This is a genomic window from Pantoea eucrina, from assembly GCF_002095385.1.
Taxonomy (GTDB): Bacteria; Pseudomonadota; Gammaproteobacteria; order Enterobacterales; family Enterobacteriaceae; genus Pantoea; species Pantoea eucrina.
The window spans coordinates 115,628-141,344 of record NZ_MIPP01000005.1 but is presented as its reverse complement, the minus strand read 5'-3'; the positions used below and the strand labels follow the sequence as shown (position 1 = coordinate 141,344).

Annotated in this window: 24 protein-coding genes and 1 pseudogene; 13 read left to right on the top strand and 12 right to left on the bottom strand. The window is 56.0% G+C overall.

The genetic code is table 11. The features are described 5' to 3' along the window. The first annotated feature begins 80 nt into the window (after nucleotides 1-80). The 4 genes from HA43_RS04665 (at nucleotide 81) to HA43_RS04650 (ending at nucleotide 5,272) form a co-directional block, all read left to right on the top strand. Nucleotides 81-1,808 carry a potassium/proton antiporter gene (locus tag HA43_RS04665; protein WP_039384705.1) on the top strand — a complete coding sequence of 576 codons (1,728 nt, stop codon included), beginning with the start codon at nucleotides 81-83 and terminating at the stop codon, nucleotides 1,806-1,808. A gap of 76 nt (nucleotides 1,809-1,884) precedes the next feature. After that, on the top strand, nucleotides 1,885-2,118 hold the full coding sequence (locus tag HA43_RS04660) for a DUF1480 family protein (protein ID WP_039384706.1): 234 nt from the start codon (nucleotides 1,885-1,887) through the stop codon (nucleotides 2,116-2,118). 375 nt (nucleotides 2,119-2,493) lie between these two features. Next, nucleotides 2,494-3,960 (top strand): undecaprenyl-phosphate galactose phosphotransferase WbaP, encoded by a 1,467-nt coding sequence (wbaP, locus tag HA43_RS04655; protein ID WP_094111088.1) that lies wholly within the window; start codon nucleotides 2,494-2,496, stop codon nucleotides 3,958-3,960. 118 nt (nucleotides 3,961-4,078) lie between these two features. Beyond that, nucleotides 4,079-5,272, top strand: coding sequence for a multidrug effflux MFS transporter (locus HA43_RS04650; protein WP_039384710.1), 1,194 nt, complete (start codon nucleotides 4,079-4,081; stop codon nucleotides 5,270-5,272). Here HA43_RS04650 and dadX read toward each other — a convergent pair. Both dadX and HA43_RS04640 read right to left on the bottom strand, forming a co-directional pair. Then, nucleotides 5,265-6,335: a catabolic alanine racemase DadX gene (gene dadX, locus HA43_RS04645; protein WP_094111087.1), complete on the bottom strand. Its 1,071-nt coding sequence runs from the start codon at nucleotides 6,333-6,335 to the stop codon at nucleotides 5,265-5,267. The two genes, HA43_RS04650 and dadX, sit on opposite strands and share 8 nt — an antisense overlap. A gap of 21 nt (nucleotides 6,336-6,356) precedes the next feature. Continuing rightward, complete coding sequence (locus HA43_RS04640) at nucleotides 6,357-7,658, bottom strand: D-amino acid dehydrogenase (RefSeq protein ID WP_094111086.1); 1,302 nt, start codon at nucleotides 7,656-7,658, stop codon at nucleotides 6,357-6,359. Nucleotides 7,659-8,147: 489 nt separating this feature from the next. Here HA43_RS04640 and HA43_RS04635 point away from each other — a divergent pair, with 489 nt between their 5' ends. Beyond that, nucleotides 8,148-9,683: a SpoVR family protein gene (locus HA43_RS04635; protein WP_039384715.1), complete on the top strand. Its 1,536-nt coding sequence runs from the start codon at nucleotides 8,148-8,150 to the stop codon at nucleotides 9,681-9,683. Between the two features lie 35 nt (nucleotides 9,684-9,718). Here the strand turns inward: HA43_RS04635 and fadR are convergent, their stop codons facing one another. Then, complete coding sequence (gene fadR / locus HA43_RS04630) at nucleotides 9,719-10,438, bottom strand: fatty acid metabolism transcriptional regulator FadR (protein ID WP_039384716.1); 720 nt, start codon at nucleotides 10,436-10,438, stop codon at nucleotides 9,719-9,721. Nucleotides 10,439-10,723: 285 nt separating this feature from the next. On the opposite strand from fadR, the gene dsbB reads away from it, so the two are divergent. Continuing rightward, a complete protein-coding gene (gene dsbB, locus HA43_RS04625) occupies nucleotides 10,724-11,254 on the top strand; it encodes a disulfide bond formation protein DsbB (RefSeq protein ID WP_039384717.1) in 531 nt (176 codons plus the stop codon). Nucleotides 11,255-11,265: 11 nt separating this feature from the next. Here dsbB and HA43_RS04620 read toward each other — a convergent pair whose 3' ends face one another. From HA43_RS04620 to HA43_RS04610, 3 genes are all read right to left on the bottom strand, one after another. Next, entirely contained in the window at nucleotides 11,266-11,712 is a 447-nt protein-coding gene (locus tag HA43_RS04620) for a YcgN family cysteine cluster protein (protein WP_039384718.1), read from the bottom strand. A gap of 65 nt (nucleotides 11,713-11,777) precedes the next feature. Beyond that, nucleotides 11,778-12,437: a fumarylacetoacetate hydrolase family protein gene (locus HA43_RS04615; RefSeq protein WP_039384719.1), complete on the bottom strand. Its 660-nt coding sequence runs from the start codon at nucleotides 12,435-12,437 to the stop codon at nucleotides 11,778-11,780. A gap of 263 nt (nucleotides 12,438-12,700) precedes the next feature. Then, nucleotides 12,701-12,976, bottom strand: a complete 276-nt coding sequence (locus HA43_RS04610) for a YcgL domain-containing protein (RefSeq protein ID WP_039384721.1) — start codon at nucleotides 12,974-12,976, stop codon at nucleotides 12,701-12,703. Between the two features lie 155 nt (nucleotides 12,977-13,131). On the opposite strand from HA43_RS04610, the pseudogene minC reads away from it, so the two are divergent. The 3 genes and pseudogenes from minC to minE all read left to right on the top strand — a co-directional run bounded on the left by minC (nucleotide 13,132) and on the right by minE (nucleotide 14,956). Continuing rightward, nucleotides 13,132-13,837, top strand: a pseudogene (minC, locus tag HA43_RS04605) (septum site-determining protein MinC). Between the two features lie 33 nt (nucleotides 13,838-13,870). Next, nucleotides 13,871-14,683 (top strand): septum site-determining protein MinD, encoded by an 813-nt coding sequence (gene minD, locus HA43_RS04600; RefSeq protein ID WP_039384727.1) that lies wholly within the window; start codon nucleotides 13,871-13,873, stop codon nucleotides 14,681-14,683. 3 nt (nucleotides 14,684-14,686) lie between these two features. After that, nucleotides 14,687-14,956: a cell division topological specificity factor MinE gene (gene minE, locus HA43_RS04595; RefSeq protein WP_039384731.1), complete on the top strand. Its 270-nt coding sequence runs from the start codon at nucleotides 14,687-14,689 to the stop codon at nucleotides 14,954-14,956. A gap of 55 nt (nucleotides 14,957-15,011) precedes the next feature. Here the strand turns inward: minE and rnd are convergent, their stop codons facing one another. The 5 genes from rnd to yoaA form a co-directional block, all read right to left on the bottom strand. Continuing rightward, nucleotides 15,012-16,133, bottom strand: a complete 1,122-nt coding sequence (rnd, locus tag HA43_RS04590; protein WP_094111100.1) for a ribonuclease D — start codon at nucleotides 16,131-16,133, stop codon at nucleotides 15,012-15,014. A 99-nt stretch (nucleotides 16,134-16,232) separates the two neighbouring features. Further along, nucleotides 16,233-17,909 (bottom strand): long-chain-fatty-acid--CoA ligase FadD, encoded by a 1,677-nt coding sequence (fadD, locus tag HA43_RS04585; protein ID WP_128083781.1) that lies wholly within the window; start codon nucleotides 17,907-17,909, stop codon nucleotides 16,233-16,235. Nucleotides 17,910-18,114: 205 nt separating this feature from the next. Then, nucleotides 18,115-18,708, bottom strand: coding sequence for a Slp family lipoprotein (locus tag HA43_RS04580; RefSeq protein ID WP_071668868.1), 594 nt, complete (start codon nucleotides 18,706-18,708; stop codon nucleotides 18,115-18,117). Nucleotides 18,709-18,769: 61 nt separating this feature from the next. Further along, nucleotides 18,770-19,468, bottom strand: coding sequence for a tRNA (adenosine(37)-N6)-threonylcarbamoyltransferase complex dimerization subunit type 1 TsaB (gene tsaB, locus HA43_RS04575; protein WP_094111084.1), 699 nt, complete (start codon nucleotides 19,466-19,468; stop codon nucleotides 18,770-18,772). A 52-nt stretch (nucleotides 19,469-19,520) separates the two neighbouring features. Further along, nucleotides 19,521-21,431, bottom strand: a complete 1,911-nt coding sequence (yoaA, locus tag HA43_RS04570) for a DNA repair helicase YoaA (protein ID WP_039384744.1) — start codon at nucleotides 21,429-21,431, stop codon at nucleotides 19,521-19,523. 124 nt (nucleotides 21,432-21,555) lie between these two features. Between yoaA and HA43_RS04565 the strand changes: the two genes are divergently transcribed. Continuing rightward, nucleotides 21,556-21,900 (top strand): RidA family protein, encoded by a 345-nt coding sequence (locus tag HA43_RS04565; RefSeq protein WP_094111099.1) that lies wholly within the window; start codon nucleotides 21,556-21,558, stop codon nucleotides 21,898-21,900. Nucleotides 21,901-21,912: 12 nt separating this feature from the next. Here the strand turns inward: HA43_RS04565 and HA43_RS04560 are convergent, their stop codons facing one another. Continuing rightward, nucleotides 21,913-22,098 (bottom strand): YoaH family protein, encoded by a 186-nt coding sequence (locus HA43_RS04560; protein ID WP_039384746.1) that lies wholly within the window; start codon nucleotides 22,096-22,098, stop codon nucleotides 21,913-21,915. A gap of 111 nt (nucleotides 22,099-22,209) precedes the next feature. On the opposite strand from HA43_RS04560, the gene pabB reads away from it, so the two are divergent. From pabB to HA43_RS04545, 3 genes are all read left to right on the top strand, one after another. After that, nucleotides 22,210-23,568, top strand: coding sequence for an aminodeoxychorismate synthase component 1 (gene pabB, locus HA43_RS04555; RefSeq protein WP_094111083.1), 1,359 nt, complete (start codon nucleotides 22,210-22,212; stop codon nucleotides 23,566-23,568). 1 nt (nucleotide 23,569) lies between these two features. Beyond that, entirely contained in the window at nucleotides 23,570-24,136 is a 567-nt protein-coding gene (locus HA43_RS04550; protein ID WP_039384751.1) for a CoA pyrophosphatase, read from the top strand. Between the two features lie 188 nt (nucleotides 24,137-24,324). Further along, nucleotides 24,325-25,689: an L-serine ammonia-lyase gene (locus HA43_RS04545; RefSeq protein WP_039384754.1), complete on the top strand. Its 1,365-nt coding sequence runs from the start codon at nucleotides 24,325-24,327 to the stop codon at nucleotides 25,687-25,689. The last annotated feature ends 28 nt before the right edge of the window (nucleotides 25,690-25,717 follow it).

Below are 25,717 nucleotides of genomic sequence, written 5' to 3'. Positions count from 1 at the left end.
TGATAAGGCATTATCTTTTGAACTTATTTGTACGAATTGTTCGTGCTTGTCAGTTTTGCCCCGGTTGCAGGAGAATGCTATTGAATACCAGCATGATTTACAGTCTTTTTATTATTGGTTCCGTGCTGGTCGCTGCAAGCATTTTACTGAGCTCATTTTCCTCGCGTCTTGGCATCCCCATTCTGGTGATCTTTCTCGCGCTCGGTATGCTGACCGGTGTGGATGGCATCGGCGGTATCGCCTTCGATAACTACCCGGTAGCCTATCTGGTCTCCAACCTTGCGCTGGCGGTTATTCTGCTGGACGGCGGCATGCGCACGAAAGCCAGCTCGCTGAAAGTCGCGCTCGGTCCGGCGCTGTCGCTGGCAACAGTAGGCGTCATGATCACCGCCGGCCTGACCGGTTTGATTGCAGCCTGGCTGTTTAAACTCGACCTGATGCAGGGATTTTTGATTGGCGCCATTATCGGCTCAACGGACGCAGCAGCGGTTTTTTCTCTGCTGGGTGATAAAGGCCTCAACGAACGCGTCAGCTCTACGCTGGAGATTGAATCGGGCAGCAACGACCCGATGGCGGTATTTCTGACCATCACGCTGATTGATATGATCCAGCAGGGTCAGAGCGGCCTGAGCTGGATGTTTGTGGTACATCTGGTACAGCAGTTTGGTCTGGGCATCGTCTTTGGCCTCGGCGGCGGGTGGGCGCTGCAGCAGCTGGTTAACCGTATCAGCCTGGCTCAGGGGCTTTATCCGCTGCTGGCGCTTAGCGGTGGCATTATCGTATTCGCGCTGACCACGGTGATGGAGGGCAGCGGGATCCTCGCGGTCTATCTGTGTGGCTTTTTACTGGGCAACAGCCCTATCCGCAACCGCCACGGCATTCTGCAAACGTTTGATGGCATGGCCTGGCTCAGCCAGATCGGCATGTTTATTGTGCTGGGGCTGCTGGTGACGCCATCCGATTTGTGGCACATCGCCCTGCCGGCCATGATCCTCTCACTCTGGCTGATTCTGGTGGCCCGCCCGCTTTCGGTACTGGTCGGACTACTGCCTTTCAAAGGATTCACCGGTCGGGAACGTATTTTTATCAGCTGGGTCGGCCTGCGCGGCGCCGTGCCGATCATCCTGGCCGTGTTTCCGATGATGGCGGGACTGGAGAATGCCAGACTCTATTTTAATATCGCTTTCTTTGTGGTGCTGGTATCACTGATGCTGCAGGGAACGTCGCTGGGTTACGCAGCGAAACGCGCCAGAGTGGTTGTTCCGCCGCTCGCCTCGCCTGTCAGCCGTATCGGGCTTGATATCCATCCGGAAAATCCGTGGGAGCAGTTTGTCTACCAGCTCAATGCCGACAAATGGTGTGTGGGCGCGGCGCTGCGCGATCTCAAAATGCCGCGTGAAACGCGCATTGCGGCGCTGTTCCGCGATAACACGCTGATGCATCCCAGCGGCGCTACCCGGCTAAAAGAGGGTGATGTACTGTGCGTCATAGGCCGCGAGCGCGATTTACCGGCGCTGGGTAAAATGTTCAGTCAGACGCCGCCGGTGGCCCTTGACCAGCGCTTTTTCGGCGACTTTATCCTCGACGCTGATGCACGCCTGCGGGACGTGGCACAGATTTATGGCCTGGAGCTGGATGATGAAACCAGCGATCAACAGTCGCTGGGGCAGCTGGTGATGAGCCTGCTCGGCAGCACGCCGGTGGTAGGCGACCAGGTGGAGTGGAAGCAGCTGACCTGGACCGTCGCGGAAAAAGAGGATAATAAAATCATGAAAGTCGGCGTGCGCGTCAGCGAAGAGCGAGAATAATCTGAGGTTTTAGCGCCCCTGAAGCGGTCAGCAGCGACTATGATTTTACTTATCAGTCAGCAAACGGGAGCAAAAAATGGGAACGGTAGTCAAAATTGGTCGCTATGAAATTGTTGATGCGGAGATGGGAGGCGATAAACCTGATACCGTCTCTATCCCCTGCCAGACTAACCCGGGCCTGAGCTATCAGCTTGATGGCTGGGATCATGAGACCAGCGTGCCGGCGTGGATTGATGGCGAGCCTGTCGATTTGAAAATTGGCCACTACGATAAAGAGCAGGATCGCTGGGTACTCAATCGCCCCGCCTGATCTCACCACACCGTCATACCTGCGTATGGCGGTGATTCCTAAAAATTGCTGAAAAAAAACGCTGTTTTTGTCCTCTTTTTCATCATCATCTCTCTGTTTTCAATAACATAGCTGATAGTCCCTCAGGTCAATAATTTCCTTTTAAGAGTAATTCCATATTAACTCCGTCAGATTCCTCTTGCATACTCGTAAACGTTGCTGCTGTTTTCGTGACTTGTATCACGTCTTATCCGGCCCTTGCCGTGCAGCGCTTGAGTGATCACTAATGGTTAGTGTGCTGATAACAAACGTTATTTTTCCTGTCAGCCATTAACCCTGAGCGCGTACTTGATTCTGGTCAGGCCATCTTTTACTTAAGAAAAGAGAGCGGGTGTTATGGCAAGTACAATTGTAATGAATGACGCAAGCCGCTCATGGAGCGGCCTGCGCAAAAATCTCATTGCTAAAGTCGCATTAAGTCTTTCCGATCTTATTGCACTTAATCTGGCGCTGTTTTTATCCGCGGCTACCGTCCAGGGGATTTGGGGAGAGCTGGACAGCTTTATTCCGCCGCAGCAGATTGAGTACCGGTTTATCGCGCAGCTTGGCCTCTCGGTACTCTGCACCGCCTGGTTCTGGGTCCGGATGCGGCACTACACCTACCGCAAACCTTTCTGGTTTGAGCTGAAAGAAGTGGTTAAAACGCTGTTTGTTTTTTCACTGCTGGATCTGGCGCTGATTGCCTTTTCAAAATGGGACTTTTCACGCATGGTCTGGGTGTTCAGCTGGAGCTGGGCGCTGCTGCTGCTGCCGCTGATGCGCGCAATGGTAAAACGGGCGATCAGCCGTGCAGGACAGTGGCAGAAAGAGACCATTATCATCGGCTCAGGCAAAAATGCCCTGGAAGCCTATGCCGCGCTGCAGAGTGAAGAGATCCTTGGTTATAACGTGCAGGCGTTTATCTCACTGGATGATGAAAACACCCCGGATAAACTCAACGGCGTGCCGGTTATCACCCGCAAGGATATTAACTGGCAGACCATGGATCGCGATAACACGCAGTTTATCGTGGCGACCGAATATGAACAGCAGGCGGTGCGCGATCACTGGCTGAAGTTTCTCTCCAGAATGAAATGCCGCTCTGTCTCAGTGATCCCGACGCTGCGTGGCGTACCGCTTTACGGTACCGATATGTCATTTATCTTCAGTCACGAAGTGATGATTCTGCGCGTCAGCAATAATCTGGCCAAGCGCTCATCGCGCTTCCTGAAGCGCACCTTTGATATTGTGGTAGCGTCGCTGCTGCTGCTGTTTCTCGCCCCGGTATTTGGCCTGCTCTGCTGGATGGTGAAACGCGATGGCGGTAACGCTATCTATGGTCATGAGCGCGTAGGTCAGGATGGTGCCAAATTTAAATGCCTGAAGTTTCGCTCTATGGTCACCAACTCGCAGGACGTCCTGCAGGCGCTGCTGGCAACCAGCGAAGAGGCGCGGGCAGAATGGGATCGTGACTTTAAGCTGAAAAACGATCCGCGCGTTACCCGCATCGGCGGCTTCCTGCGTAAAACCAGCCTCGATGAGCTGCCGCAGCTCTGGAATGTGATCCGCGGAGAGATGAGCCTGGTAGGGCCGCGTCCGGTTATCGAAGCTGAACTGGAGCGCTATGCCGGTGACGTTGATTACTACCTGATGGCCAAACCGGGTATGACCGGTTTATGGCAGGTAAGCGGTCGTAATGATATCGATTATGACACCCGCGTCTATTTTGATTCCTGGTATGTAAAAAACTGGGCGCTGTGGACCGATATTGCCATTCTGTTTAAAACCGCTGGCGTGGTACTGCGCCGCGACGGTGCCTACTGACCGCTCTCTGTGCGATGCCTGCCGTCCGGCAGGCATCGCCTTTTCACTTTAGCGCTTTCTTTTTATCCGCAGACTCATTACCCTTCTCGCCTGTTTAACAGGACGTTTCTGGTTCTTCATGCAAAAATTTACGCTTATTCTGCTGAGTCTGGTGCTGCTGGCTCCGCTCGGTATTGATCTCTACCTGCCTGTTCTGCCGCAGATTGCCGATGGCCTTAACGCCCCGGTGAGCCTGATCCAGCTTACCATCCCGCTGTTCCTGCTGGTGATGGGCATAGGTCAGCTGGTGACGGGTCCGCTGGTGGACAACTTTGGCCGCAAGCCCGTGGCGCTGGCTGGCCTGCTGCTCTATATCGTGGGCAGCGCCGTTGCGGCAACCGCCACGCTCTGGCCGGTATTTTTCCTGGCCCGCATTATTCAGGGCTGCGGCGTCTGCTGCAGCGCGGTGGTGGCATTCAGCGGCGTACGCGATCGCCTGAGCGGCGATGAGGCGGCACGCGCTTACGGATTTCTGAATGGCGCGCTAAACATCGTTCCGGCTCTGGCACCGCTGCTGGGCGGCCTTCTGGCGGAAGCCTATGGCTGGCGTGCACCTTTCTGGTTCCTGTGCAGCTATGCGCTGGCGATTGGCCTGCTGGTGATCGTGGCCTTACCGGAAACCCGGCCGGCGGATACGCTGCGGGTGAAGGGATTGCCGCTGGCGCAATATGGCGCGATTCTGCGCCAGCCGCGCTTTCTCGCTTTTGCGTTTGCCAATGCAGGCGCGCTGGGCATGGTGCTGACCTACGTCTCTCTGGCTCCGCATGTGCTGATGACTGAAGGCGGCCTGACGCCGCTGCAATTCTCATTTGCCTTTGGGGCCAACGGCTTCTGGATCATGCTGGTCAGCGCCTTTGTGAATAAAACGATCCGCAAAGCGGGCCGGCCATTTTGTCTGGCGATGGGCTTTATTACGATGCTGCTGGGGGCAATACTGCTGCTGGCGGGCGCTCACCTTCTGCCTGCTGAATGGCAGCCTCACTGGGCGCTCTATATGATCCCTGTGGCGGTCTCGGTGGCAGGCCTTGCCTTTACCGTTGGCCCGGCCACCAGCTATGCGCTGGAACCCTATCAGCAGCAGGCGGGTGTAGCCGCAGCGCTGCAGGGCTTTATTCAGATGGCGGGAGGCGCTGGCGGCAGCATGCTGATTGTTGCCCTGCCGGTCGCGGAAAAATCGTCACTGGCCCTGATGATGCTGACTGGCGCAGCGCTGGCACTGATTGCCTGGCGCTGCAGCCGTAAAATACGCGGCAGCGTGACCGCGCTTAAATAACCTCAACCGGCACGCGCGGGGCAAGCGCGCACATCAGCTCGTACCCGACCGTGCCGGCCGCTGCAGCAACGTCATCAATCTTCACGTCATTACCCCACAGCTCAACGGCGGTGCCGATACCCGCCTGCGGACAGGGTTCGAGATCGATCATCATCATATCCATCGACACCGTTCCCAGGGTGCGGGTGCATACGCCGCCAACGGATACCGGTGTGCCGGTAGGTGCATGGCGCGGATAACCATCTGCATAGCCGCAGGCCACAATACCAATCCGCTGCGCTCCGCTGGCCCGGTAGCGATAGCCGTAGCCGACGCCATCGCCCGCTGTCAGCTGCTGCACGCCGATAATTTCACTGCTCAGCGTCATAGCCGGCTGCAGCCCGGTACCGGCGATATCCTGCCAGCGACCGCTGGGTGAGGCGCCATACAGCACGATGCCGGGGCGAACCCAGTCATAATGCGTAAGCGGGTGCCACAACGTGGCGGCGGAGTTAGCGAGCGAACGCGGACAGTTCAGGCCTTCAGCTGCCTGCTCAATGCGCTGCAGTGGCCCGGCTACCCCCTCGGGATTATCGGCATCAGCGAAATGTGCCATCAGCGTGATCTTACCTACCCCCGGCAGCGCACGCAGTTTTTGCCAGGCGTTATGCACCTGTTCAGGGCGAAAACCGAGCCGGTTCATACCGCTGTTCATTTTCAGGTAAACATCCACGGGAGCAGAGAGCTGTGCGGTCGCCAGCGCTTTGATTTGCCAGTTACTGTGCACGCTGGTGGTCAGCCGGTAGCGATCGATAAGCTTCAGATCGTCTGCGTGGAAAAAACCTTCCAGCAGCAGAATCGGTTTTTTCCATCCCTGCTCGCGCAGCAGAATAGCCTCTTCGAGATTGAGTAACGCAAAACCGTCGGTGCTCTCCAGCGCCTGCCAGACGCGGGCAATGCCGTGTCCGTAGGCGTTAGCTTTGACCACTGACCATACGTGTGACTGCGGCGCGGCCTGACGCACCACAGACAGATTATGACGCAGCGCCTGTCGGTTAACCGACGCGCGCACAGGACGTGACATAGTGTTAACTCTCCGTGAGTGTTAGCGTGCGATATCCGCGCGGCGTAAAGGCGATGCGTGCGAGGCAAAACCCGGCAGATAGCGCAATACAGAGAGATCGTCTGCGGCAATCGCGGGTTTCTGACCCGATACAATATCAGCCAGTAGCTGGCCGGAACCACAGGCCATGGTCCATCCCAGCGTACCGTGTCCGGTATTGAGATAGAGATTTGTCAGCGGGGTACGTCCCACAATTGGCGTACCGTCTGGCGTCATCGGACGCAGGCCCGTCCAGAAAGAGGCCTGTTCGATAAACCCGCCTTCAGGATAGAGATCGCGCACCACCATCTCCAGCGTTTCCCGCCGTGCCGGCAACAGTTTGGTGTTAAAACCAACAATTTCAGCCATGCCGCCTACCCGGATACGGTTATCAAAGCGGGTCACAGCGACTTTATAGGTCTCATCAAGGATCGTAGAGCGTGGCGCAGCGTCAGCATCTTTTACCGGAATAGTCAGCGAATAGCCTTTCAGCGGATAAACCGGAATGGCGAGGATATCTTTCAGCAGCGCGGTCGAATAGGAGCCAAATGCCACGACGTAAGCATCCGCTTTAATCACTTCATCTCCGCACTTCACACCATAGATGCGGTTGCCTTCACGCAGTAACCGATCAACCGGCGTATTGAAGCGAAACGTGACGCCTGCCGCCATAGCCATTTCTGCCAGGCGTTGGGTAAAGAGCTGACAATCACCGGTTTCATCATTAGGCAACCGCAGGCCACCGGTCAGCTTGTGCGCGGTAGCTGCCAGCGCCGGCTCGGCACGCTGCAGCTCATGAGCCTGCAGCAGCTCATAGGGCACGCCCGCCTCTTTCAGCACGGCGATATCTTTAATGGCGCTGTCGAACTGCTGCTGAGTACGAAACAGCTGCAGCGTTCCGCCCTGCCGTTCTTCATAGGCAATTCCGGTTTCCGCCCGCAGCGTTTTCAGGCAGTCGCGACTGTATTCAGCGATACGTACCATGCGGGCTTTGTTTTCCTGATAGTGGCGCATATCGCAGTTACGCAGCATCTGCCACATCCACTCAAGCTGAAACCGGCTGCCGTCTGGCCGCATCGCCAGCGGTGCGTGGCGCTGAAACATCCATTTAATCGCTTTCAGCGGCACGCCAGGCGCGGCCCACGGCGCCGCATAGCCAGGCGAGATCTGACCGGCGTTACCGGCACTGGTTTCCAGCGCGGCGGCAGGCTGTCGATCGATGACGGTAACCTCATGTCCGGCCTGCGCCAGATACCAGGCACTTGCCACTCCCACCACCCCACTACCCAGAATCACGACACGCATAGGCCCCCTCGAGACAAAAGCATAATTAACTGGCATGAGCACCTGAGTCAGAATAATCAGGCTGCTCTGTTTATCTTAGAATTGACCCGGCTATTTCACATCTTTTTTAACATTCTGCACACTTAAATCCTTCCTGATAGCAAAGATCAGAGTTTTACCGCTTCTGAAGCGCTGACCGGAGCGCTTTGTCAGAAAAAAATCAGGGCTTTTTCCCTTTTTCAGCAGAATCACCCGCTGCTGCCTGACTGCGGTTTTTACAGTTTATTATTCTGCCTTTTGATTTGCAGCCGGATTAATATCTCATAGCATGGTGTAATCGCACTATCCGGATGATTTTCTGCCAAAAGAATTCGTTTGAGTTCCGTTATCGGATGCGAGACAGTGAACTATCCTTGATCTGTTCGCTCAGTTTTTGGGCGCTCTTTCTCAGGACGAAGCCTTCACCCGTGTGGCAGGGTCTTCCTGCCGCCTGCAAAACAGAGGTGCGCTATGACGACAATGTTTGACGAGCCAACCCGCAGCAGTAAACGACTCAGTGACGGGCCCGACTGGACATTTGAACTGCTTGATGTCTACCTGGCTGAAATCGACCGCGTGGCGAAAAGCTACGGGCTTGATACCTACCCGCATCAGATTGAAGTTATTACCTCCGAACAGATGATGGATGCCTACTCCAGCGTGGGGATGCCGATCAATTATGCGCACTGGTCGTTCGGTAAAAAGTTTATCGAAACCGAGCAGCGCTATAAGCATGGGCAGCAGGGGCTCGCCTATGAGATCGTCATCAACTCTAACCCCTGTATCGCCTATCTGATGGAAGAGAATACGATGACCATGCAGGCGCTGGTGATGGCCCACGCCTGCTACGGACACAACTCTTTCTTTAAAAATAATTATCTGTTCCGCAGCTGGACGGATGCGAGTTCAATCGTCGATTACCTGCTGTTTGCCCGTAACTATATTGCCGACTGTGAGGAGCGCTTTGGTGTCGAAGAGGTTGAGCGTCTGGTTGACTCCTGCCACGCCCTGATGAACTACGGCGTTGACCGCTATAAGCGCCCGCAGAAAATTTCACTGCAGGAGGAGAAAGCGCGGCAAAAGAGCCGCGAAGAGTATCTGCAGAGTCAGGTAAATACGCTATGGCGTACGCTGCCGCGTAAAGAGAAAGAGGCGTCGCACATAGAAGCCGCGCGCTATCCCTCTGAACCGCAGGAGAATCTGCTCTACTTTATGGAAAAAAATGCCCCTTTACTGGAGCCGTGGCAGCGCGAAGTGCTGCGCATCGTGCGTAAAGTAAGCCAGTATTTCTATCCGCAGAAACAGACGCAGGTGATGAATGAGGGCTGGGCAACCTTCTGGCACTACACGATCCTCAATCATCTCTATGACGAGGGCAAAGTATCAGAACGCTTTATGATGGAGTTTTTGCACAGTCATACCAACGTTATCTATCAGCCGCCTTATAACAGCCAGTGGTATAACGGTATTAACCCCTATGCCCTGGGGTTCGCTATGTTCCAGGATATCAAACGCATCTGTCAGGCGCCGACAGAAGAAGATCGCCACTGGTTCCCCGATATTGCCGGCTCCGACTGGCTTAAAACGCTGCATTTTGCGATGCGCGAGTTTAAAGATGAGAGCTTTATCAGCCAGTTTTTGTCGCCGAAAGTGATGCGCGATTTCCGTCTGTTCACCGTGATGGATGACGATCGCAATAACTATCTGGAAATTGCGGCGATTCATGATGAGGCTGGCTATCGCGCCATTCGCCAGCAGCTCTCTGCCCAGTATAATCTCAGCAATCTGGAACCCAATATTCAGGTCTATAACGTGGATCTGCGCGGCGACCGCTCGCTGACGCTGCGCTATGTTCCTCAGCAGCGTGCGCCGCTGGATAAAAGCCGGCGCGATGTGCTGAAACATGTTCACCGGCTCTGGGGATTTGATATTCATCTGGAGCAGCAGAACGAAGATGGCAGCATAGAACTGCTCGACCGATGTCCGCCGCGTGCGCCCGGACTCTGAGCATAAAAAAACCGGACTGAAGAGTCCGGTTTTCTTTAGCGCTTGTTACCGAGATCGTCCGGCAGATTTTTCTGCATACTGTGCCAGATCTCCCCGCTGCGGCGTCCATACACCCGTACGCACTCAACCACCTGCTCCTGCGTCGGCTGCTGCGAACACATATCCGCCAGCTGCTGATAAAAGCTGCGTGCCAGCTCGCGCGCTTCGGAATCAGAGAAATAGTGGCGTCCGACCCGCGTATAGAGCCCTTTCAGTCCGTTGAGGATCAGACCGTAAATCGGATTACCGGAAGCAAACGCCAGACCGCGGAATACCCGGTAATCAAGCTCAGCATAGGCATCAGCCTGATCCTGCTCATGCAGCGCGCTCTCCAGCACTTCGCGGGCTTTTTCCGGATGGTGACGCAGCGCACGGCTGATAAAAATAGAGGCGATGTTGCTGCGTACTGAGAGCAAATTATCAATCAGCTGCGGCACGCTGTCGTGATCGAGCCGGGCCAGCGTCTCAAGGATGTTGAGACCTGAGGTTTCCCAGAAATCATTTACGCGCGTCGGCTTGCCGTGCTGAATAGTGAGCCAGCCATCACGCGCCAGACGCTGCAGCACTTCGCGCAGGGTGGTGCGGGTAACGCCAATCAGTTCAGACAATTCACGTTCAGCAGGCAGAATCGACCCGGGGGGGAAACGACTGTTCCAGATACTCTCAATTATGTACTCTTCTGCGAATCCTGCAGGGCTCTGCGCCTTGATAACCATAGCGTTACGTTCTCATTGCGTTCTTAATCGTCATTACACTCATCATACCAGAGGGGCTATAGCGGAAATAGTCTGCCGGCGGATTAAAAGCATGGCCTGGCGCAAATTTCAGCATGCGGGCTGAATGCTTTCACCTGGCCCGGGCCGGGCAAGTGGCTATCGGGTCAGACAACCTGCCACATAAACGATCTGCGTCATTTTTATCGCTGAATTCCTGATTGCAGGCTGGCAGCGTCGGGCTTTTGGTTTACACTGCCAGGCACTGATAGCTAAGGGAAATCCACTATGTTGCGATATCTGAATCTCTGCTCGCGCGGGCGTGGCGCCTGGCTGCTGCTGGCATTGACCGCGCTGGCGCTGGAGCTGGTGGCGCTGTTCTTCCAGCACGGTATGGGGCTTAAGCCCTGCGTGATGTGTATCTACGAGCGGTGTGCGCTGTTTGGCGTAATGGCGGCAGGCGTGGTGGGCGCTATTGCGCCGCAGACTCCGCTGCGCTGGGCCAGCCTGGCCATTTGGATCTACAGCGCCGCTGAGGGCTTGCGCTTATCCTGGGAGCATACCATGCTGCAGCTGCACCCTAACCCGTTTGTCACCTGCGACTTTGCCGCACGCTTTCCGGCATGGCTGCCGCTGGACAAATGGCTGCCCGCGGTATTTGTTGCCAGCGGCGACTGCGCTGAGCGCGGCTGGACGCTCCTCGGCTGGAGCATGCCGCAGTGGATGATCGCCATTTTTGCCGCCTACCTGCTGGTGGCGATAGTGGTACTTGTCGCTCAGATATTCAGGCCGCGTCAGCGCAACCTGTTTGGCCGCTGAGGGACGCAGAATCAGCCATTCCGATCGGGTCGGTCAATAATGTGATCTTCCCAGTCGCGTACTTCACTTTCGCGTACAGCGATGTAGCGCACCGAGATCCGCTGGGCATGCATCGCTTTTTTTGATCCCGCCAGCAGCGGATGCCAGGCGGGCAGCGCTTTGCCTTCGCCAAGCAGCCGGTAGGCGCAGGTGCGCGGCAGCCAGTTAAAGGTTGTGAGGTTTTCACGCGTGAGCTTGATACAATCTTCTTCATACTCAAACCGGCGTTCGTAGTTGCGGCACTGGCAGGTTTTAATATTCAGCTGGTTGCAGGCGACATTGGTGAAATAGATCTCATCCGTATCGGCGTCCTGCAGCTTATTCAGACAGCACTGTCCGCAGCCGTCACACAGCGATTCCCACTCAGCGTCGTCCATTTGTTCCAGACGTTTGGTCTGCCAGAAAGGTTGGTCACTCATCATTGCGGTCCGGGTTGTTCAGCAAAACCGCACCTTATAAAGGTTAAGATGCGGTGATGCAAGTATTACAGCACGCGCGTGCTGATACCGTGACCCGCAAGCGATATCTCAAGTTTATCCCCTGAGCGCAGCGGGCCTACGCCCTCTGGCGTGCCGGTCAGGATCACATCGCCCGCGCGCAGCGTAAAAAACTGGCTCATATAGGCGATGAGCGGCTTGATTTTGTGGATCATATCGGACGTAGAACCATGCTGACGCCGCTCTCCGTTCACCACCAGCTGCAGCTCGCTATTTTGCGGATCGCCCGTGTACTCACCGACCGGAATAAAGCCGGAAAGCGGACAGGCGTTGTCGAACCCTTTCGCGCGCTCCCAGGGCTGACCCGCTTTTTTGAACCCCGCCTGCAGATCGCGCAGCGTAAGGTCCAGCGCTACGCCGTAACCCGCAATCGCTTTTGCCACATGCTCTTCGCTGGCCTGCTTTAACGTGGCGCCGATCAGGACAGCGAGTTCCACTTCATGATGTACGTCACCTAACGCGGTCGGGATAGAGAGCGGCTGCCGCAAATCGCATAAGGCTGTCTCAGGTTTGATAAACAGCACCGGCTCATCCGGCGTTGCGCTTCCCATTTCTTTAATATGTTTTGCATAATTACTGCCTACGCATACCACTTTGCTGACCGGAAAATCCAGCAGAGCACCCTGCCAGTTACGATGCTGATACATATTTTTCACCTGCCTGAGTTATGTCTGCGCTCTGTCGGGATGACAGAGGCTCTGTGAGTAGCGGCCGGAACGGGGCGCCAGTAAAGATAATATTAACGGTTATCGCGACAGGTGTAACAGAAATTGTCAAAAGAGATTTATCTTTCTTACGACGGCGGGCAAACAAATATTAATTGCCCACGACAGGATGGAACATGGGCAATTAATTAATCACTGAACACTGAATATATTTACAGGCTATATTTTTTACAGATGAATCTGAATTAAACTTCTTTACCCTGCTCAAGATGGACGTTGAGCAAACTTTCTACAGGCGGCGGGATCTGCAAATAAAAACCCTGCTCGCGCAGTCCCTGCTTTACCTTTTCAATGTCTGCGTTGGCCAGTCTCTCACGCTTGTCCAGCGACAGCACCATCGCTAACTGCGGCTTGCCAAAACCTTTAAGCAGCGCTTCCGGCACGCGGGAGAAATCGTCCTTTTTTTCTACATAAAGATAAGTCTGGTCGCGTTGCGGGCTTCTATAGATCACACAAAACATATTTTTTACTCGAATTAACTGTTAGCGTCACTTGCCTGAATATTACAGTAACTATAACATGCTTGCAGAACTTCGAATATTGACCCGATGATGTTAATGGCGATTTTATCGACGTTCATCTCCGGGTCAAAAAAAACAGGACTGAGCCAGGACAGATGCCGCAATCGCCAATCGAATTCAAGGGAAGCAGTTTTACCCTGTCAGTTGTTCATCTGCACCATTCACAACCCGATGTGATTCGTCAGGCGCTGCAGGAGAAGATCGATCAGGCGCCGGCCTTTTTACAGAACGCTCCGGTCGTCCTGAACATCTCAGCGCTATCCGGAGATATTAACTGGAAGCAGATGCAGCAGGCGATCAGCGCCACCGGACTGCGTATCGTTGGCGTCAGCGGTTGCAAAGATGACGCCCAGAAAAAATGGTGGCCCGCGCGGGCTTACCGGTGCTCTCTGAAGGCAAAGAGAACCGCAAAACGGCTGAAGCGCCGCCTGCGGAAGAAGCTGCTGCACCCGCTGTTGTTACCGAGAGCATCAACAAAACGCGCGTGGTGAATACGCCAGTGCGTTCCGGTCAGCAGATTTATGCCCGTAACGCCGACCTGATTGTGACCAGCAGCGTTAGCGCCGGAGCAGAACTGGTTGCCGATGGCAATATACATATTTACGGCATGATGCGCGGCCGGGCGCTGGCAGGCGCCAGTGGCGATCGTGACTGCCAGATTTTTGTACTCACCTTGCCGCTGAGCTGGTCTCAATCGCCGGTGAGTACTGGATCATGGATCAGATTCCGGCGGAATTTTTTGGTAAAGCGGCGCGCCTCTGTCTGAAAGAGGGCGCGCTTACCATCCAGACACTTAATTAGGCCCCTTTTCTTTCGTTAAGGAAATCAACATTTATGGCACGCATTATTGTAGTAACATCGGGCAAAGGGGGCGTTGGCAAGACCACGTCAAGCGCGGCCATCGCGACAGGGTTAGCGCAAAAGGGCAAAAAAACCGTTGTTATCGACTTCGATATCGGTCTGCGTAATCTCGATTTGATTATGGGCTGTGAACGTCGCGTCGTGTATGACTTTGTGAATGTTATTCAGGGTGATGCCACCCTGAATCAGGCGCTGATCCGCGATAAACGCACCGAGCAGCTCTACATTCTGCCGGCATCGCAGACGCGTGATAAAGACGCTCTGACGCGCGAAGGCGTAGAGAAAGTGCTGAACGATTTAGCCGCTATGGAGTTCGATTTTATCGTCTGTGACTCCCCGGCGGGTATCGAAACCGGCGCGCTGATGGCGCTTTACTTCGCTGATGAAGCGATCATCACAACCAACCCGGAAGTCTCATCCGTACGCGACTCTGACCGTATTCTGGGCATTATCTCCTCTAAATCGCGCCGTGCTGAAAACAGCCAGGACCCGGTCAAAGAGCATCTGCTGCTGACCCGTTACAACCCAGGCCGTGTGACCCGTGGCGATATGCTCAGCATGGAAGATGTGCTGGAAATCCTGCGTATTCCGCTGGTCGGTGTTATTCCGGAAGATCAGTCTGTGCTGCGCGCCTCAAACCAGGGCGAACCGGTGATCCTCGACATCAATTCTGACGCCGGTAAAGCTTATGCTGATACCGTAGAACGCCTGCTTGGCGAAGAACGCCCCTTCCGCTTTATTGAAGAAGAGAAGAAGGGTTTCCTGAAACGCCTGTTCGGGGGATAACCAATGGCCTTACTCGATTTCTTTTTATCCCGTAAAAAGAGCACAGCCAATATAGCCAAGGAGCGGCTGCAGATCATCGTTGCTGAACGCAGGAGGGGCGACAGTGAGCCCCACTATTTGCCTCAGCTTAAACGCGATATCCTGGAAGTGATCTGCAAATATGTCAAAATCGATCCCGATATGGTGACAGTACAGCTCGATCAGAAAGGCGACGATATTTCGATTCTGGAGCTGAACGTGACGCTGCCGGAAACGGAAGACGCGCCGAAATGAGTGTAGCGGATCGCAGCGTTTCCCCTGCGTAATAGCGCAGGGGAAAACAGCGCGCTTAAAGTGCCTGCAGAATCTTGTCGATTCCCGGCTTCAGCAGCTCGCCACGCCAGCCGTTCAGCAGTTCGGGTGGCCGGTTTGCTGATTTCAGCCCCCAGTACATGCTGAGAACCTGATTAATCTGACGGCGTGAAGCCAGCAGTTCCTGACTATATCCCGTCTCTTCGCTTACCTGCTGTACCAGCGCTTTAATCGCTTTAAAGACCTGCTTATAGTGCGGATGCTCAATAAGATTGGGCAGCGGTGCCGGTAGCGTTGCCTCATCCTGTGCCTGCGCCTCAGCGACCTGATCAATCATCGCTTTACCGTGAAAACGGATTTCATGGCCGTTGAGTCCAAGGTGATCCAGTTCACCGAGGCTGCCGGGCAGATAGCGAGCGACCTTCCACAAATTTTCTTCACGTACCACAAAATTAACCGCCATATCTTTCTGACGCGCGACCTTCAGGCGCCAGGCCGCCAGGCGCTGCAGTGCGGCCAGCTGGCGCGGACGCAGCTGCCAGGCGTTGGTAATATCGCGCCACGCCTCTTCAGGCTGCAATATATCGAGCCGGCGCTGACACAGCATGTCGCACTCGCTCAGGGCGGCCTTCATGTTGCCGGCGGCTTCAGTCTGCGCCATCAGTTCACGGGCAATAGGCAGCAGGTAGGCGACATCCGCTGCGGCATACTGGCACTGACGCTCGGTCAGCGGGCGCGCAAGCCAGTCGGTGCGGGCCTCACTTTTATCCAGTTCAATCTGGTTAAAGTGATTAACCATCGCTGCAAATCCCCAGGAGAGCGGCTGGCCGGAAAAGGCGGCCAGAATCTGCGTATCGATCATCGGCTGCGGCAGGCAACCAAAGCGATGCAGAAAGACTTCCAGATCTTCGCCTCCGGCGTGCAGGAATTTAGTCACCTGCGTATCCTGCAGCAGGGCGATAAACGGCGTCCAGTCACCAATCGGCAGTGGATCGATCAGAACCAGCTGTTCGCCATCAAACAGCTGAATCAGCCCGAGCTGAGGATAGTAGGTCCGGGTACGTACAAATTCAGTATCCAGAGCAACAGCATCATGCTGGCGAGCCAGGCGGCACACGTCAGCCAGCTGGTGGTCTTGGTCGATCAGGGTGTAATTCACGTATTTATTCCCGCTGCGCAAACCCCGCGCAGCGCTCCATGTTAAAAACAATAAAAACGCCGGTCGTAGCCGGCGTTAACCTGGGGAAGCATGGCGACACTACTGCCCTTCCCGCTTCGCCTCATCGCGCAGTTCGCGGCGTAAAATTTTGCCCACGTTTGTCTTTGGCAGCTCTTCACGAAACTCGATAATTTTCGGCACCTTGTAGCCGGTCAGCTGACGACGGCAGTGATCCAGCACCTCTTCTTTAGTCAGCCCGGGATCCTTTTTAACGATACAGACCTTCACCGCTTCACCCGAGAGTTCGCTTGGCACGCCAATCGCTGCAGCTTCACGAATTTTTGGATGCTGCATCAGCACATCTTCAATTTCGTTAGGATAGACGTTGAAGCCGGATACCAGAATCATATCTTTTTTACGATCGACAATCCGGATAAACCCTTCACTGTCCACGGTAACAATATCGCCGGTATGCAGCCAGCCATTTTTCAGCACTTCCAGCGTGGCATCAGGACGCTGCCAGTAGCCGGCCATCACCTGCGGGCCGCGGATACAGAGCTCACCCGGCTCACCCGGCGTCACATCATTATTGTGATCGTCAATAACCCGGATATCAGTAGAGGGCACCGGCAGGCCGATACTGCCGGTATGGCAGGTAATATCGTAAGGGTTAACCGATACCAGCGGGGAGCATTCGGTGAGGCCGTAGCCTTCAAGCAGGTAATGCCCGGTAAGCTTTTCCCAGCGCTCCGCTACCGCTTTCTGAACGGACATGCCTCCGCCAGCGGAGAGCCGCAGCGTGGAGAAATCGAGTTTATTAAAGTTTTCATCATTCAGCAGCGCATTGAACAGCGTGTTTACGCCGGTAATGGCGGTAAAAGGAAACTTAGCCAGCTCTTTAACGAATCCGGGTATGTCGCGCGGATTGGTAATCAGCAGATTAGTGCCGCCCAGATCGAGGAACAGCAGACAGTTAACCGTCAGCGCAAAAATATGGTAGAGCGGCAGCGCCGTTACCACCTGCTCCTGCCCGGCGCGCAGCAGTTTGCCGTAGGTGGCTTTTGTCTGCTCCAGGTTTGCCTGCATGTTGCCATGGGTGAGCATCGCGCCTTTTGCGACGCCGGTGGTGCCACCGGTATACTGCAGAAATGCCAGATCGTCATTGCTGAGCGCCGGACGCTGATAAACCATGCGTGCGCCCTGCTGCAGCGCATGCCGCAGCGGTACAGCTCCGGGCAAATGGTATTTCGGCACCAGCTTTTTGACATATTTGACCACAAAGTTCACCAGCGTCGCTTTGACCGGTGCCAGGTGATCGCCCATCCGCGTCAGCATCACGTGCTTTACCGCCGTCTCTGCCACAACTTTTTCCAGCGTGTGAGCAAAATTGGAGACGATAACAATGGCGCTGGCACCGCTGTCATTGAGCTGATGTTTCAGCTCGCGCGGGGTATAGAGCGGGTTAACATTTACCACCACCATACCGGCACGCAGTACGCCAAACAGCGCCACCGGATACTGCAGCAGATTAGGCATCATCAGCGCCACGCGATCGCCCTGCTGCAGTCCCAGCCCCTGCTGCAGCCAGGCGGCAAAGTCGCGGCTCTGCGCGTCGAGCTGGCGATAGGTCAGCGGCTGCCCCATATTGATAAAGGCAACGTTGTCGGCATAGTGCAACACCGCATGTTCAAAGAGATCGACCAGAGAGGGATAACGGTCGGCATTTATTTCTGCTGGCACATCTGGCGGATAGCGTTTCAGCCAAACTTTGGTCAAAGAGTCACCCCGATATTCTTGTTGCGTAGCCATCGCCGCCTCTGCAATCAGTGTTATTAACAATACTTTAACTGATTGTACCAGTTTGCCGGTTACGGCATTTTCAGGTTGCGAAGCCCATCACTAAATTTCGCGCGCCGGTTACGCGCCCAATAAAAAAGCCCGGCTGCGTGCACCGCAACCGGGCCGGAAAAGTATGTGGCGGCTACTCGGTCAGAATAGTCTGTACCTGAGCCGGCCCCCCCAGGTTCATCCCCCAGTAAGGGTTTGGCCCCCAGTAACCCGGATGATGCCGCGTCGGGCCATATCCGATCCAGGGATCGATTGGCTGCGGCGGCGTCATTACCTGCTGAGTCAGATGCCAGCGCTGATAGCCGCGCACATCAATCACAACAAAGTTATAACTGGCCTTGCCAATTTCACCTTTTTCGGTGCCTTTGATGGTACCCAGCACCGTAACATATTGGTTATTCACATCAACCGGATCGACAAATCCTTTGAGATCGGCATATATCCGTCCGATTGAGGCAGCCCCCAGCCGGGGCCGTGCGCTCTCATCCAGCGGCTGCGTGGCTATCTCCAGCCGCGTCAGTCCGTTGAGGTTTGTAACGCGAACCACTTTACCGCCAAAGCGTGACTCCTGCCCGGTATAGAGCTGAGGAGCATTCATCACGCGCAATAAATCCTGCTGCGGAAGCGCCGAGCTTCCTTTAATAGAATCGGGTACGCTGACGCAGCCGCTCAGCAGCAATACACACGCCAGTACGCCACCAGCGATTCCAGCACGATAACCTGGCATAAGCACATCTCCTGTAATTTTTAATTTAGACTGGAGGTGCAAAAATAAGTTGCGTGGCGACTCAGCGTCCGGGCAACTTTTTCCACGCCACTTCGTTACGCAGATAAACCGGCTCTGCATGCTCCACCGCTACGGTATCGCCTCGCTGCCACGCCTGCAGCGCCAGCGGCAGCATATCTTCAGCCGCGGGCAGCGTAACCGGGGTGGCCAGTAGCGTTGCGCCCGGCGTGGTCATCAGCTCAGGCCATGCCTGCCAGCCGGTACCTGCGGTCGCCCATTCGCCGCTCAGCGCCGCGATGCGAGCGGCGGCAGCCTCAGGCTTCAGCACCGCTTCGCTGTCGGCGCCGTGCCAGTGACCCGCATCATCGCGCTGATATTCAGCCCAGTAGACTTCACCCATGCGTGCATCAATCGCCACCAGCACACGAGTGGCACCGGTCAGCCGCCAGGCCCCCTGCGCCATCGTTGCCAGCGAAGAGACGCCAATCATGGGTAAGTTTGCGCCCAGCGCCAGCCCCTGCGCAATGCCAATACCAATGCGAACGCCGGTAAAACTGCCCGGCCCGCGCCCAAACGCCAGCGCATCCAGCGCGGTCAGGTCCAGCTGCTGCGCCTGCAGCAGCGACTGCACCAGCGGCAGAATGCGCTGCGTGTGATCGCGCGGAGCAATTTCAAAATGGGCATCGATCTGCTGCTGATTCAGCAGCGCGGCAGAACAGGCTTCTGTCGCCGTGTCCAGTGCTAAAATTCGGGCGGACATAACAACCTCAGAGAATCAAAATGGCGCGCATCTTATCACAAAGCGGCATAAATTAGTGTTCCTCAGCCTGCCGGACAAAGTCGATCGCACGCGCCAGATCGCGGGTCCGCGGCGTGGGTGGCAGGCTGTTGAGAAAGAGTTCGCCGTAGGGGCGGGAGACCAGACGCTGATCGCAAATCACCAATACGCCGCGATCGGCGGTGTCGCGGATCAAACGCCCCACCCCCTGTTTGAGGGTGATTACTGCATCCGGTAGCTGCACATCACTGAACGGATCGCCGCCGCGCAGCCGGCAATCCTCCATGCGCGCCTTCAGCAGCGGATCGTCTGGCGAGGTAAACGGCAGTTTATCAATAATGACCAGCGACAGGGCATCGCCGCGCACGTCGACGCCTTCCCAGAAGCTGCTGGTGGCAACCAGCAGCGCGTTACCCGCCTCCAGGAACTGCTTCAGCAGCTGCCCTTTGCTGGTCTCGCCCTGCAGCAGCACCGGCAGAGTCATTGATGCACGAAACTCGGCCGCCAGCTCACGCATCATCTTGTGTGAGGTGCAGAGAAAAAAGCAGCGTCCTTTATTGGCATCAATCAGCGGCTTCATCATCCGCGCCAGCTGCCGGGCCCCGCCAGGCGCATTCGGCTCCGGCATATTGCGCGGCACGCACAGGAGCGCCTGCCGGGCGTAGTCAAACGGACTGTCGAGGATCAGCGTCTGCGCCTGCTCAACCCCGAGCCGACTGGCGAAATGCCCGACCTGTTCATTCACCGCCAGCGTGGCGGACGTAAACACCCAGGCCGCTTTACGCGTATCCATCACTTCGCGAAAGCGCTCCGCTACTGAAAGCGGCGTCAGCGCCAGCGTAAAGTGCCGGCTGGTACATTCATACCAGTAGCTGAAACCGGGTTCGCTGATGGCACGTAAACGCTTCAGGCGGGTGCGATAGAGCGCCGCGCGCTCAAAGGCCGCGTCAAGCAGCGCTGAGCGTCCCAGGGAGAGTTTAATGACGTCGTAACAGAGTTCCAGCGCATCATCCAGCAGAGTAAACATGCGCATGACGTTGTTATCACTGAGCAGATCGCGCAGATTACCGCGAAAGCCGGGTTCGCCAAGCGTCAGGCGAAAATCCTGCGCACACTGCGCCAGACGATCGGCAGATTTCTGCAGCTGCTGCACATCACGCACCTCGGTGCGATAGGCAAGAATGATATCTTTGGCGAGATCCTGCAGCTGACGGCTGGAGAGCTGCTGGCCAAAATACTGGCTGGCGATATCGGGCAGCTGATGTGCCTCATCGAAGATCATCACGTCCGCTTCCGGGATCAGCTCGCCAAACCCGCCCTCTTTGACCACCAGGTCAGCCAGAAACAGATGATGGTTCACCACCACAACATCAGCATCCATCGCTTTTTTGCGCGCTTTTACGACAAAGCACTCTTTATAGAGCGGGCAGTCGCTGCCAAGACAGTTGTCATTGGTGCTGGTGACGTAAGGCCAGACAGGGCTATCTTCAGCGACGCCGGCGCAGTTGCTGATATCGCCATCTTTGGTCTCTGATGACCAGCTGCGCACGTGGATGAGATCGCCCAGCGCCTGTACGGTAAGATCGCCGCCGCTCTGGTTTTGCTGCTCCATACGTTCGAGACAGAGATAGTTAGAGCGGCCTTTCAGCAGCGCGGTTTTTCCGCTGAATTTGAGCGCCCGGGCAATGGTGGGCAAATCGCGATTGTAGAGCTGATCCTGCAGCGCTTTAGAGCCGGTAGAGACAATGACTTTCTTTTTTGCGCGCAGCGCAGGCGCCAGATAGGCGTAGGTTTTACCGGTTCCGGTGCCCGCCTCCACCACCAGCTCACCGCCGTGCGTTACCGCTGCTGTGACCGCCTGTGCCATCTCATGCTGGGCCGCACGCGGTTTGAAACCCGGAATTGCCTGCGCTAACGCGCCATCTGCTGCAAAATCGTCTGCCACACATCCTCACCTGTAACCTGAAAAACACTGTAATTATGTCAGGATTCCGCAGACGCGACCACAACAGATGACATCGCAGCCCGGTTATGGCAGGCTGGCGCAGCAAAAAACAGAGGAGAACAGCATGTCTATTACGCGTATCGATCCCGAACATCGTATGTCCGAAGCCGTGATACACGGCAATACGATCTACTACACCAGCGTCCCGGAAAATCTGGATGCCGATGCGGAGGCGCAGACGGCCGACGCGCTGGCAGTTATCGATCGTATTCTGACGCGTGCCGGATCGGACAAGAGCAATATTCTCGACGCCACGATTTTTTTGGTGGATAAAGCGGATTTTGCGGCGATGAATCGCGCCTGGGACGCATGGGTATCACCGGGCAACGCGCCGGTACGCTGCACCGTACAGGCCGGACTGATGAACCCGAAATATAAAGTAGAAATAAAAATTATCGCCGCACGTTAAGCGGCACGGGCACTATTCGTTTTCATCTTCATCTTCGAAGCGTGCCCTGATTGCCTCTCCGGTAAAGGTTTCACGAATTTCCTGCGCCACCTGCGCAATCGCCTGGCCGCTGGCCATGCCGCCCGCCATCAGTTCCTGAATTCGCTCAACCGCCTGCTGCTGCTGCTCATGAGATAGTGCCGGAAGCCCTGTAAACATACGTTACTCCAGATTAAATCGGACGGGCATTATCCCACGCGGAACAAACAGGTGCCAGTGGCAAAAAAATATGCCAGGCTACGCCTCTGCCTGTTGAATGCTGCTGAACCCATGATCGCGAAAACCCTCACGCTTACCTATAGTCCCGATGCACTGCTGAACCGCTTTGCCACGCTGGCGCATCGCCCGTGGGCCATGCTGCTGACCTCGGGTCAGGCCGATCACGCCGATAACCGCTTTGATATTCTGACTGCCGATCCGCGCGTCACGCTCACCACGCGCGGCGGGTATACCGAAACCGATGATGGCACCGGCATTCAGCGCTCCGGGGAGGATCCGCTGCAGCTGCTGCAGCGGCAGATTGACCGGCAGGGCCTGCAGCCCGCCTCCCATCCCGATCTGCCTTTTCAGGGCGGTGCGCTGGGCCTGTTTGGCTACGATCTCGGCCGCCGGTTTGAACAGCTGCCGGCGGTAGCGCAGCAGGATCTGCAGACGCCTGATATGGCAGTGGGCCTTTATGACTGGGCGCTGATTGCCGATCATCACCTGCAGCGGCTTACGCTGGTCTCTCTCAGCGATGCTGACGCGCGCTGGCGCTGGCTGCAGGCGCAGGCGGTTCCGCTGCCGCGGGCGTTTCACTTAACCAGCGCGTGGCGCTCTGACCTGACGCGCGAAGCCTATGCAGCACGCTTCAATGCTGTACAGGCGTATATTCAGGCAGGTGACTGCTATCAGGTCAATCTTGCTCAGCGTTTCGAGGCGCGCTATAGCGGGGATGAGTGGCAGGCGTTTCTGCGCCTTACGCGCGCCAATCGCGCGCCCTTTAGCGCCTTTCTGCGTCTGCCGGACAGCGCGCTGCTCAGCCTGTCGCCGGAACGTTTTCTGTCTCTGCAGCAAAACGTTATTGAAACGCGTCCGATCAAAGGCACGCTGCCGCGTCTGGCCGATGCGGAGGCCGATCGTCTGCAGGCGGAAAAGCTGGCGCACTCCGCGAAAGATCGTGCGGAGAATCTGATGATTGTTGATCTGATGCGTAATGATATTGGTCGGGTGGCTGAACCCGGCAGCGTGAGCGTGCCTGAGCTGTTTGTGGTTGAACCCTTTCCGGCAGTGCATCATCTGGTGAGCACCGTGCGGGCCCGTCTGCCCGACAGGCTGCGCGCCACCGATCTGCTGCGCGCCTGCTTTCCGGGCGGCTCAATCACCGGAGCGCCAAAAATCCGTGCGATGGAGATTATCGAAGAGCTGGAGCCGCATCGTCGCAACGCCTGGTGCGGCAGCATAGGCTATATCAGCCTGTGTGGCCGTATGGACAGCAGTATTACCATTCGTACGCTGATCGCTGAAAACAATACCCTCTACTGCGCCGCCGGTGGCGGACTGGTGGCTGACAGCGATCTGCAATCTGAATATGAAGAGACCTTCCATAAGGTTAACCGCATTCTGCCCTGCCTCAGCGATGAGAAGTAATATGACTGCCGAACTCAGCCAGTTTCTGACGCGTTTTATGCTGCAGCCTCCGCCACCCGCACGCCTGCCGGCCCCTGCCGGACGTCATGCGGCAGTGCTGGTGCCGATTATCAACAGCGCCGAGCCGGCACTGCTGCTGACGCGGCGCTCGGCGCTGCTGCGTAAACATGCCGGCCAGGTCGCTTTTCCGGGCGGCATGCAGGATGCCAGCGATACGTCATTGATCGATACCGCGCTGCGTGAAGCGCAGGAAGAGATCGGGATCGATCCCCGTCAGGTGCAGATAGCCGGTGTACTGCCGGCGGTCACCAGCAGTACCGGTTTTGCCGTCACGCCGGTGGTGGGGATCCTGCCAGCCATGCCGCTCCGTCTGAACCCGGATGAAGTCGAAAGCGCCTTTACCATGCCGCTGCGTGAAGCACTGCATCTGGCCCGCTATCATCCGCTGACGTTATATCGCGGCCAGCGTCAGCACCGGATATGGCTCTCCTGGTATAACGATTATTTTATCTGGGGCATGACGGCCGGAATTATTCGTGCGCTTGGTCAGCAGATCGCGCTGCCCTGAATGCCGTGTGTAAACTCAAAGCTGAAAAATCGATCCACTTCACAAAGGTATGGATTGATAACTATTTCTGCGGTTTATAATTAGATTATTTCATGCGAAAAGCTGTTCTTTCGCCCGCCGTGGCGATTACTATTAGCCGCAATTACGGCTCAGGCCGCAGAACCCCGTATTTGTGAGGAGCGTTACCGTTGATTAGTGTTTTTGACATGTTCAAAGTGGGCATCGGCCCATCCAGTTCACATACCGTAGGTCCGATGAAAGCGGGCAAACAGTTTGTGGATCTGCTGGCTGAGCAGGGCAAACTGCAGGATGTCACGCGCGTAGCGGTGGATGTGTATGGCTCTCTCTCGCTGACCGGCAAAGGTCACCATACGGATATCGCTATCATTATGGGTCTGGCGGGTTATGAACCTGCCACCGTGGATATTGATGCGATCCCGGCATTTATTAAAGATACGGAAACGCGTGAGCGCCTGCTGCTGGCTAAGGGCGCGCATGAGGTCGACTTTCCACGCGAAGGCGGCATGGTGTTCCGCAGTGAGAATCTTTCGCTGCATGAAAACGGTATGACGCTGTATGCGTTTGCCGGCGATCTGCTGATTCTGACGAAAACCTACTACTCAATTGGCGGCGGGTTTATCGTGGATGAAGCGCATTTTGGCCAGCCGGTGCTGGATGAAGTCGCGGTACCTTATGCGTTTCACTCGGCAAAAGAGCTGCTCAGCCACTGCAGCGAGACCGGCATGTCGCTTTCAGGACTGGTGATGCAAAATGAGCTGGCGCTGCACAGCCGTGAAGAGATCACCCGCTATTTTACCGATGTCTGGCAGACCATGCAGGCGTGTATTGACCGCGGTCTGAACACCGAAGGCGTGCTGCCGGGGCCGCTGCGCGTTCCGCGCCGTGCCGCCTCTTTGCGTCGCCTGCTGGTCTCATCGACCAAGCACTCCAATGATCCAATGAACGTTATCGACTGGGTCAATATGTTTGCCCTGGCGGTAAACGAAGAGAATGCGGCAGGCGGACGCGTGGTAACGGCCCCGACTAACGGAGCCTGCGGCATCGTGCCGGCGGTGCTTGCCTATTACGATCACTTTATCGAAAGCGTCACGCCCGATATCTTTATCCGTTATTTTCTCGCGTCAGGCGCTATCGGTATTCTCTATAAAATGAACGCCTCTATCTCCGGTGCCGAAGTAGGCTGTCAGGGTGAAGTGGGCGTGGCCTGCTCTATGGCGGCGGCGGGTCTGGCGGAGCTGCTGGGCGCCAGCCCGGAGCAGGTCTGCGTGGCCGCGGAAATTGGTATGGAGCATAACCTGGGTCTGACCTGCGATCCGGTTGCCGGTCAGGTGCAGGTGCCCTGTATTGAGCGCAATGCTATTGCATCGGTCAAAGCCATCAACTCAGCGCGCATGGCGCTGCGCCGGACCAGCGCCCCGCGCGTCTCGCTGGATAAAGTCATTGAGACCATGTATGAGACCGGTAAAGATATGAACGCTAAATATCGCGAAACCTCGCGTGGCGGTCTGGCCATCAAAGTTCAGTGTGACTGATACCTGTCCGGAGTGCGCTGGTTAAAAT

Bases quoted from the DNA above. Each gene is read 5' to 3' on its own strand.
- HA43_RS04660 (WP_039384706.1), top strand. From the start codon at position 1,885: ATGGGAACGGTAGTCAAAATTGGTCGCTATGAAATTGTTGATGCGGAG.
- HA43_RS04650 (WP_039384710.1), top strand. From the start codon at position 4,079: ATGCAAAAATTTACGCTTATTCTGCTGAGTCTGGTGCTGCTGGCTCCG.
- HA43_RS04635 (WP_039384715.1), top strand. From the start codon at position 8,148: ATGACGACAATGTTTGACGAGCCAACCCGCAGCAGTAAACGACTCAGT.
- HA43_RS04550 (WP_039384751.1), top strand. From the start codon at position 23,570: ATGACTGCCGAACTCAGCCAGTTTCTGACGCGTTTTATGCTGCAGCCT.
- dsbB (WP_039384717.1), top strand. From the start codon at position 10,724: ATGTTGCGATATCTGAATCTCTGCTCGCGCGGGCGTGGCGCCTGGCTG.
- minD (WP_039384727.1), top strand. From the start codon at position 13,871: ATGGCACGCATTATTGTAGTAACATCGGGCAAAGGGGGCGTTGGCAAG.
- fadR (WP_039384716.1), bottom strand. From the start codon at position 10,438: ATGGTTATCAAGGCGCAGAGCCCTGCAGGATTCGCAGAAGAGTACATA.
- HA43_RS04610 (WP_039384721.1), bottom strand. From the start codon at position 12,976: ATGTTTTGTGTGATCTATAGAAGCCCGCAACGCGACCAGACTTATCTT.
- HA43_RS04640 (WP_094111086.1), bottom strand. From the start codon at position 7,658: ATGCGTGTCGTGATTCTGGGTAGTGGGGTGGTGGGAGTGGCAAGTGCC.
- HA43_RS04560 (WP_039384746.1), bottom strand. From the start codon at position 22,098: ATGTTTACAGGGCTTCCGGCACTATCTCATGAGCAGCAGCAGCAGGCG.
- minE (WP_039384731.1), top strand. From the start codon at position 14,687: ATGGCCTTACTCGATTTCTTTTTATCCCGTAAAAAGAGCACAGCCAAT.
- wbaP (WP_094111088.1), top strand. From the start codon at position 2,494: ATGGCAAGTACAATTGTAATGAATGACGCAAGCCGCTCATGGAGCGGC.
- dadX (WP_094111087.1), bottom strand. From the start codon at position 6,335: ATGTCACGTCCTGTGCGCGCGTCGGTTAACCGACAGGCGCTGCGTCAT.
- tsaB (WP_094111084.1), bottom strand. From the start codon at position 19,468: ATGTCCGCCCGAATTTTAGCACTGGACACGGCGACAGAAGCCTGTTCT.
- HA43_RS04580 (WP_071668868.1), bottom strand. From the start codon at position 18,708: ATGCCAGGTTATCGTGCTGGAATCGCTGGTGGCGTACTGGCGTGTGTA.
- HA43_RS04565 (WP_094111099.1), top strand. From the start codon at position 21,556: ATGTCTATTACGCGTATCGATCCCGAACATCGTATGTCCGAAGCCGTG.
- pabB (WP_094111083.1), top strand. From the start codon at position 22,210: ATGATCGCGAAAACCCTCACGCTTACCTATAGTCCCGATGCACTGCTG.
- HA43_RS04615 (WP_039384719.1), bottom strand. From the start codon at position 12,437: ATGTATCAGCATCGTAACTGGCAGGGTGCTCTGCTGGATTTTCCGGTC.
- HA43_RS04620 (WP_039384718.1), bottom strand. From the start codon at position 11,712: ATGAGTGACCAACCTTTCTGGCAGACCAAACGTCTGGAACAAATGGAC.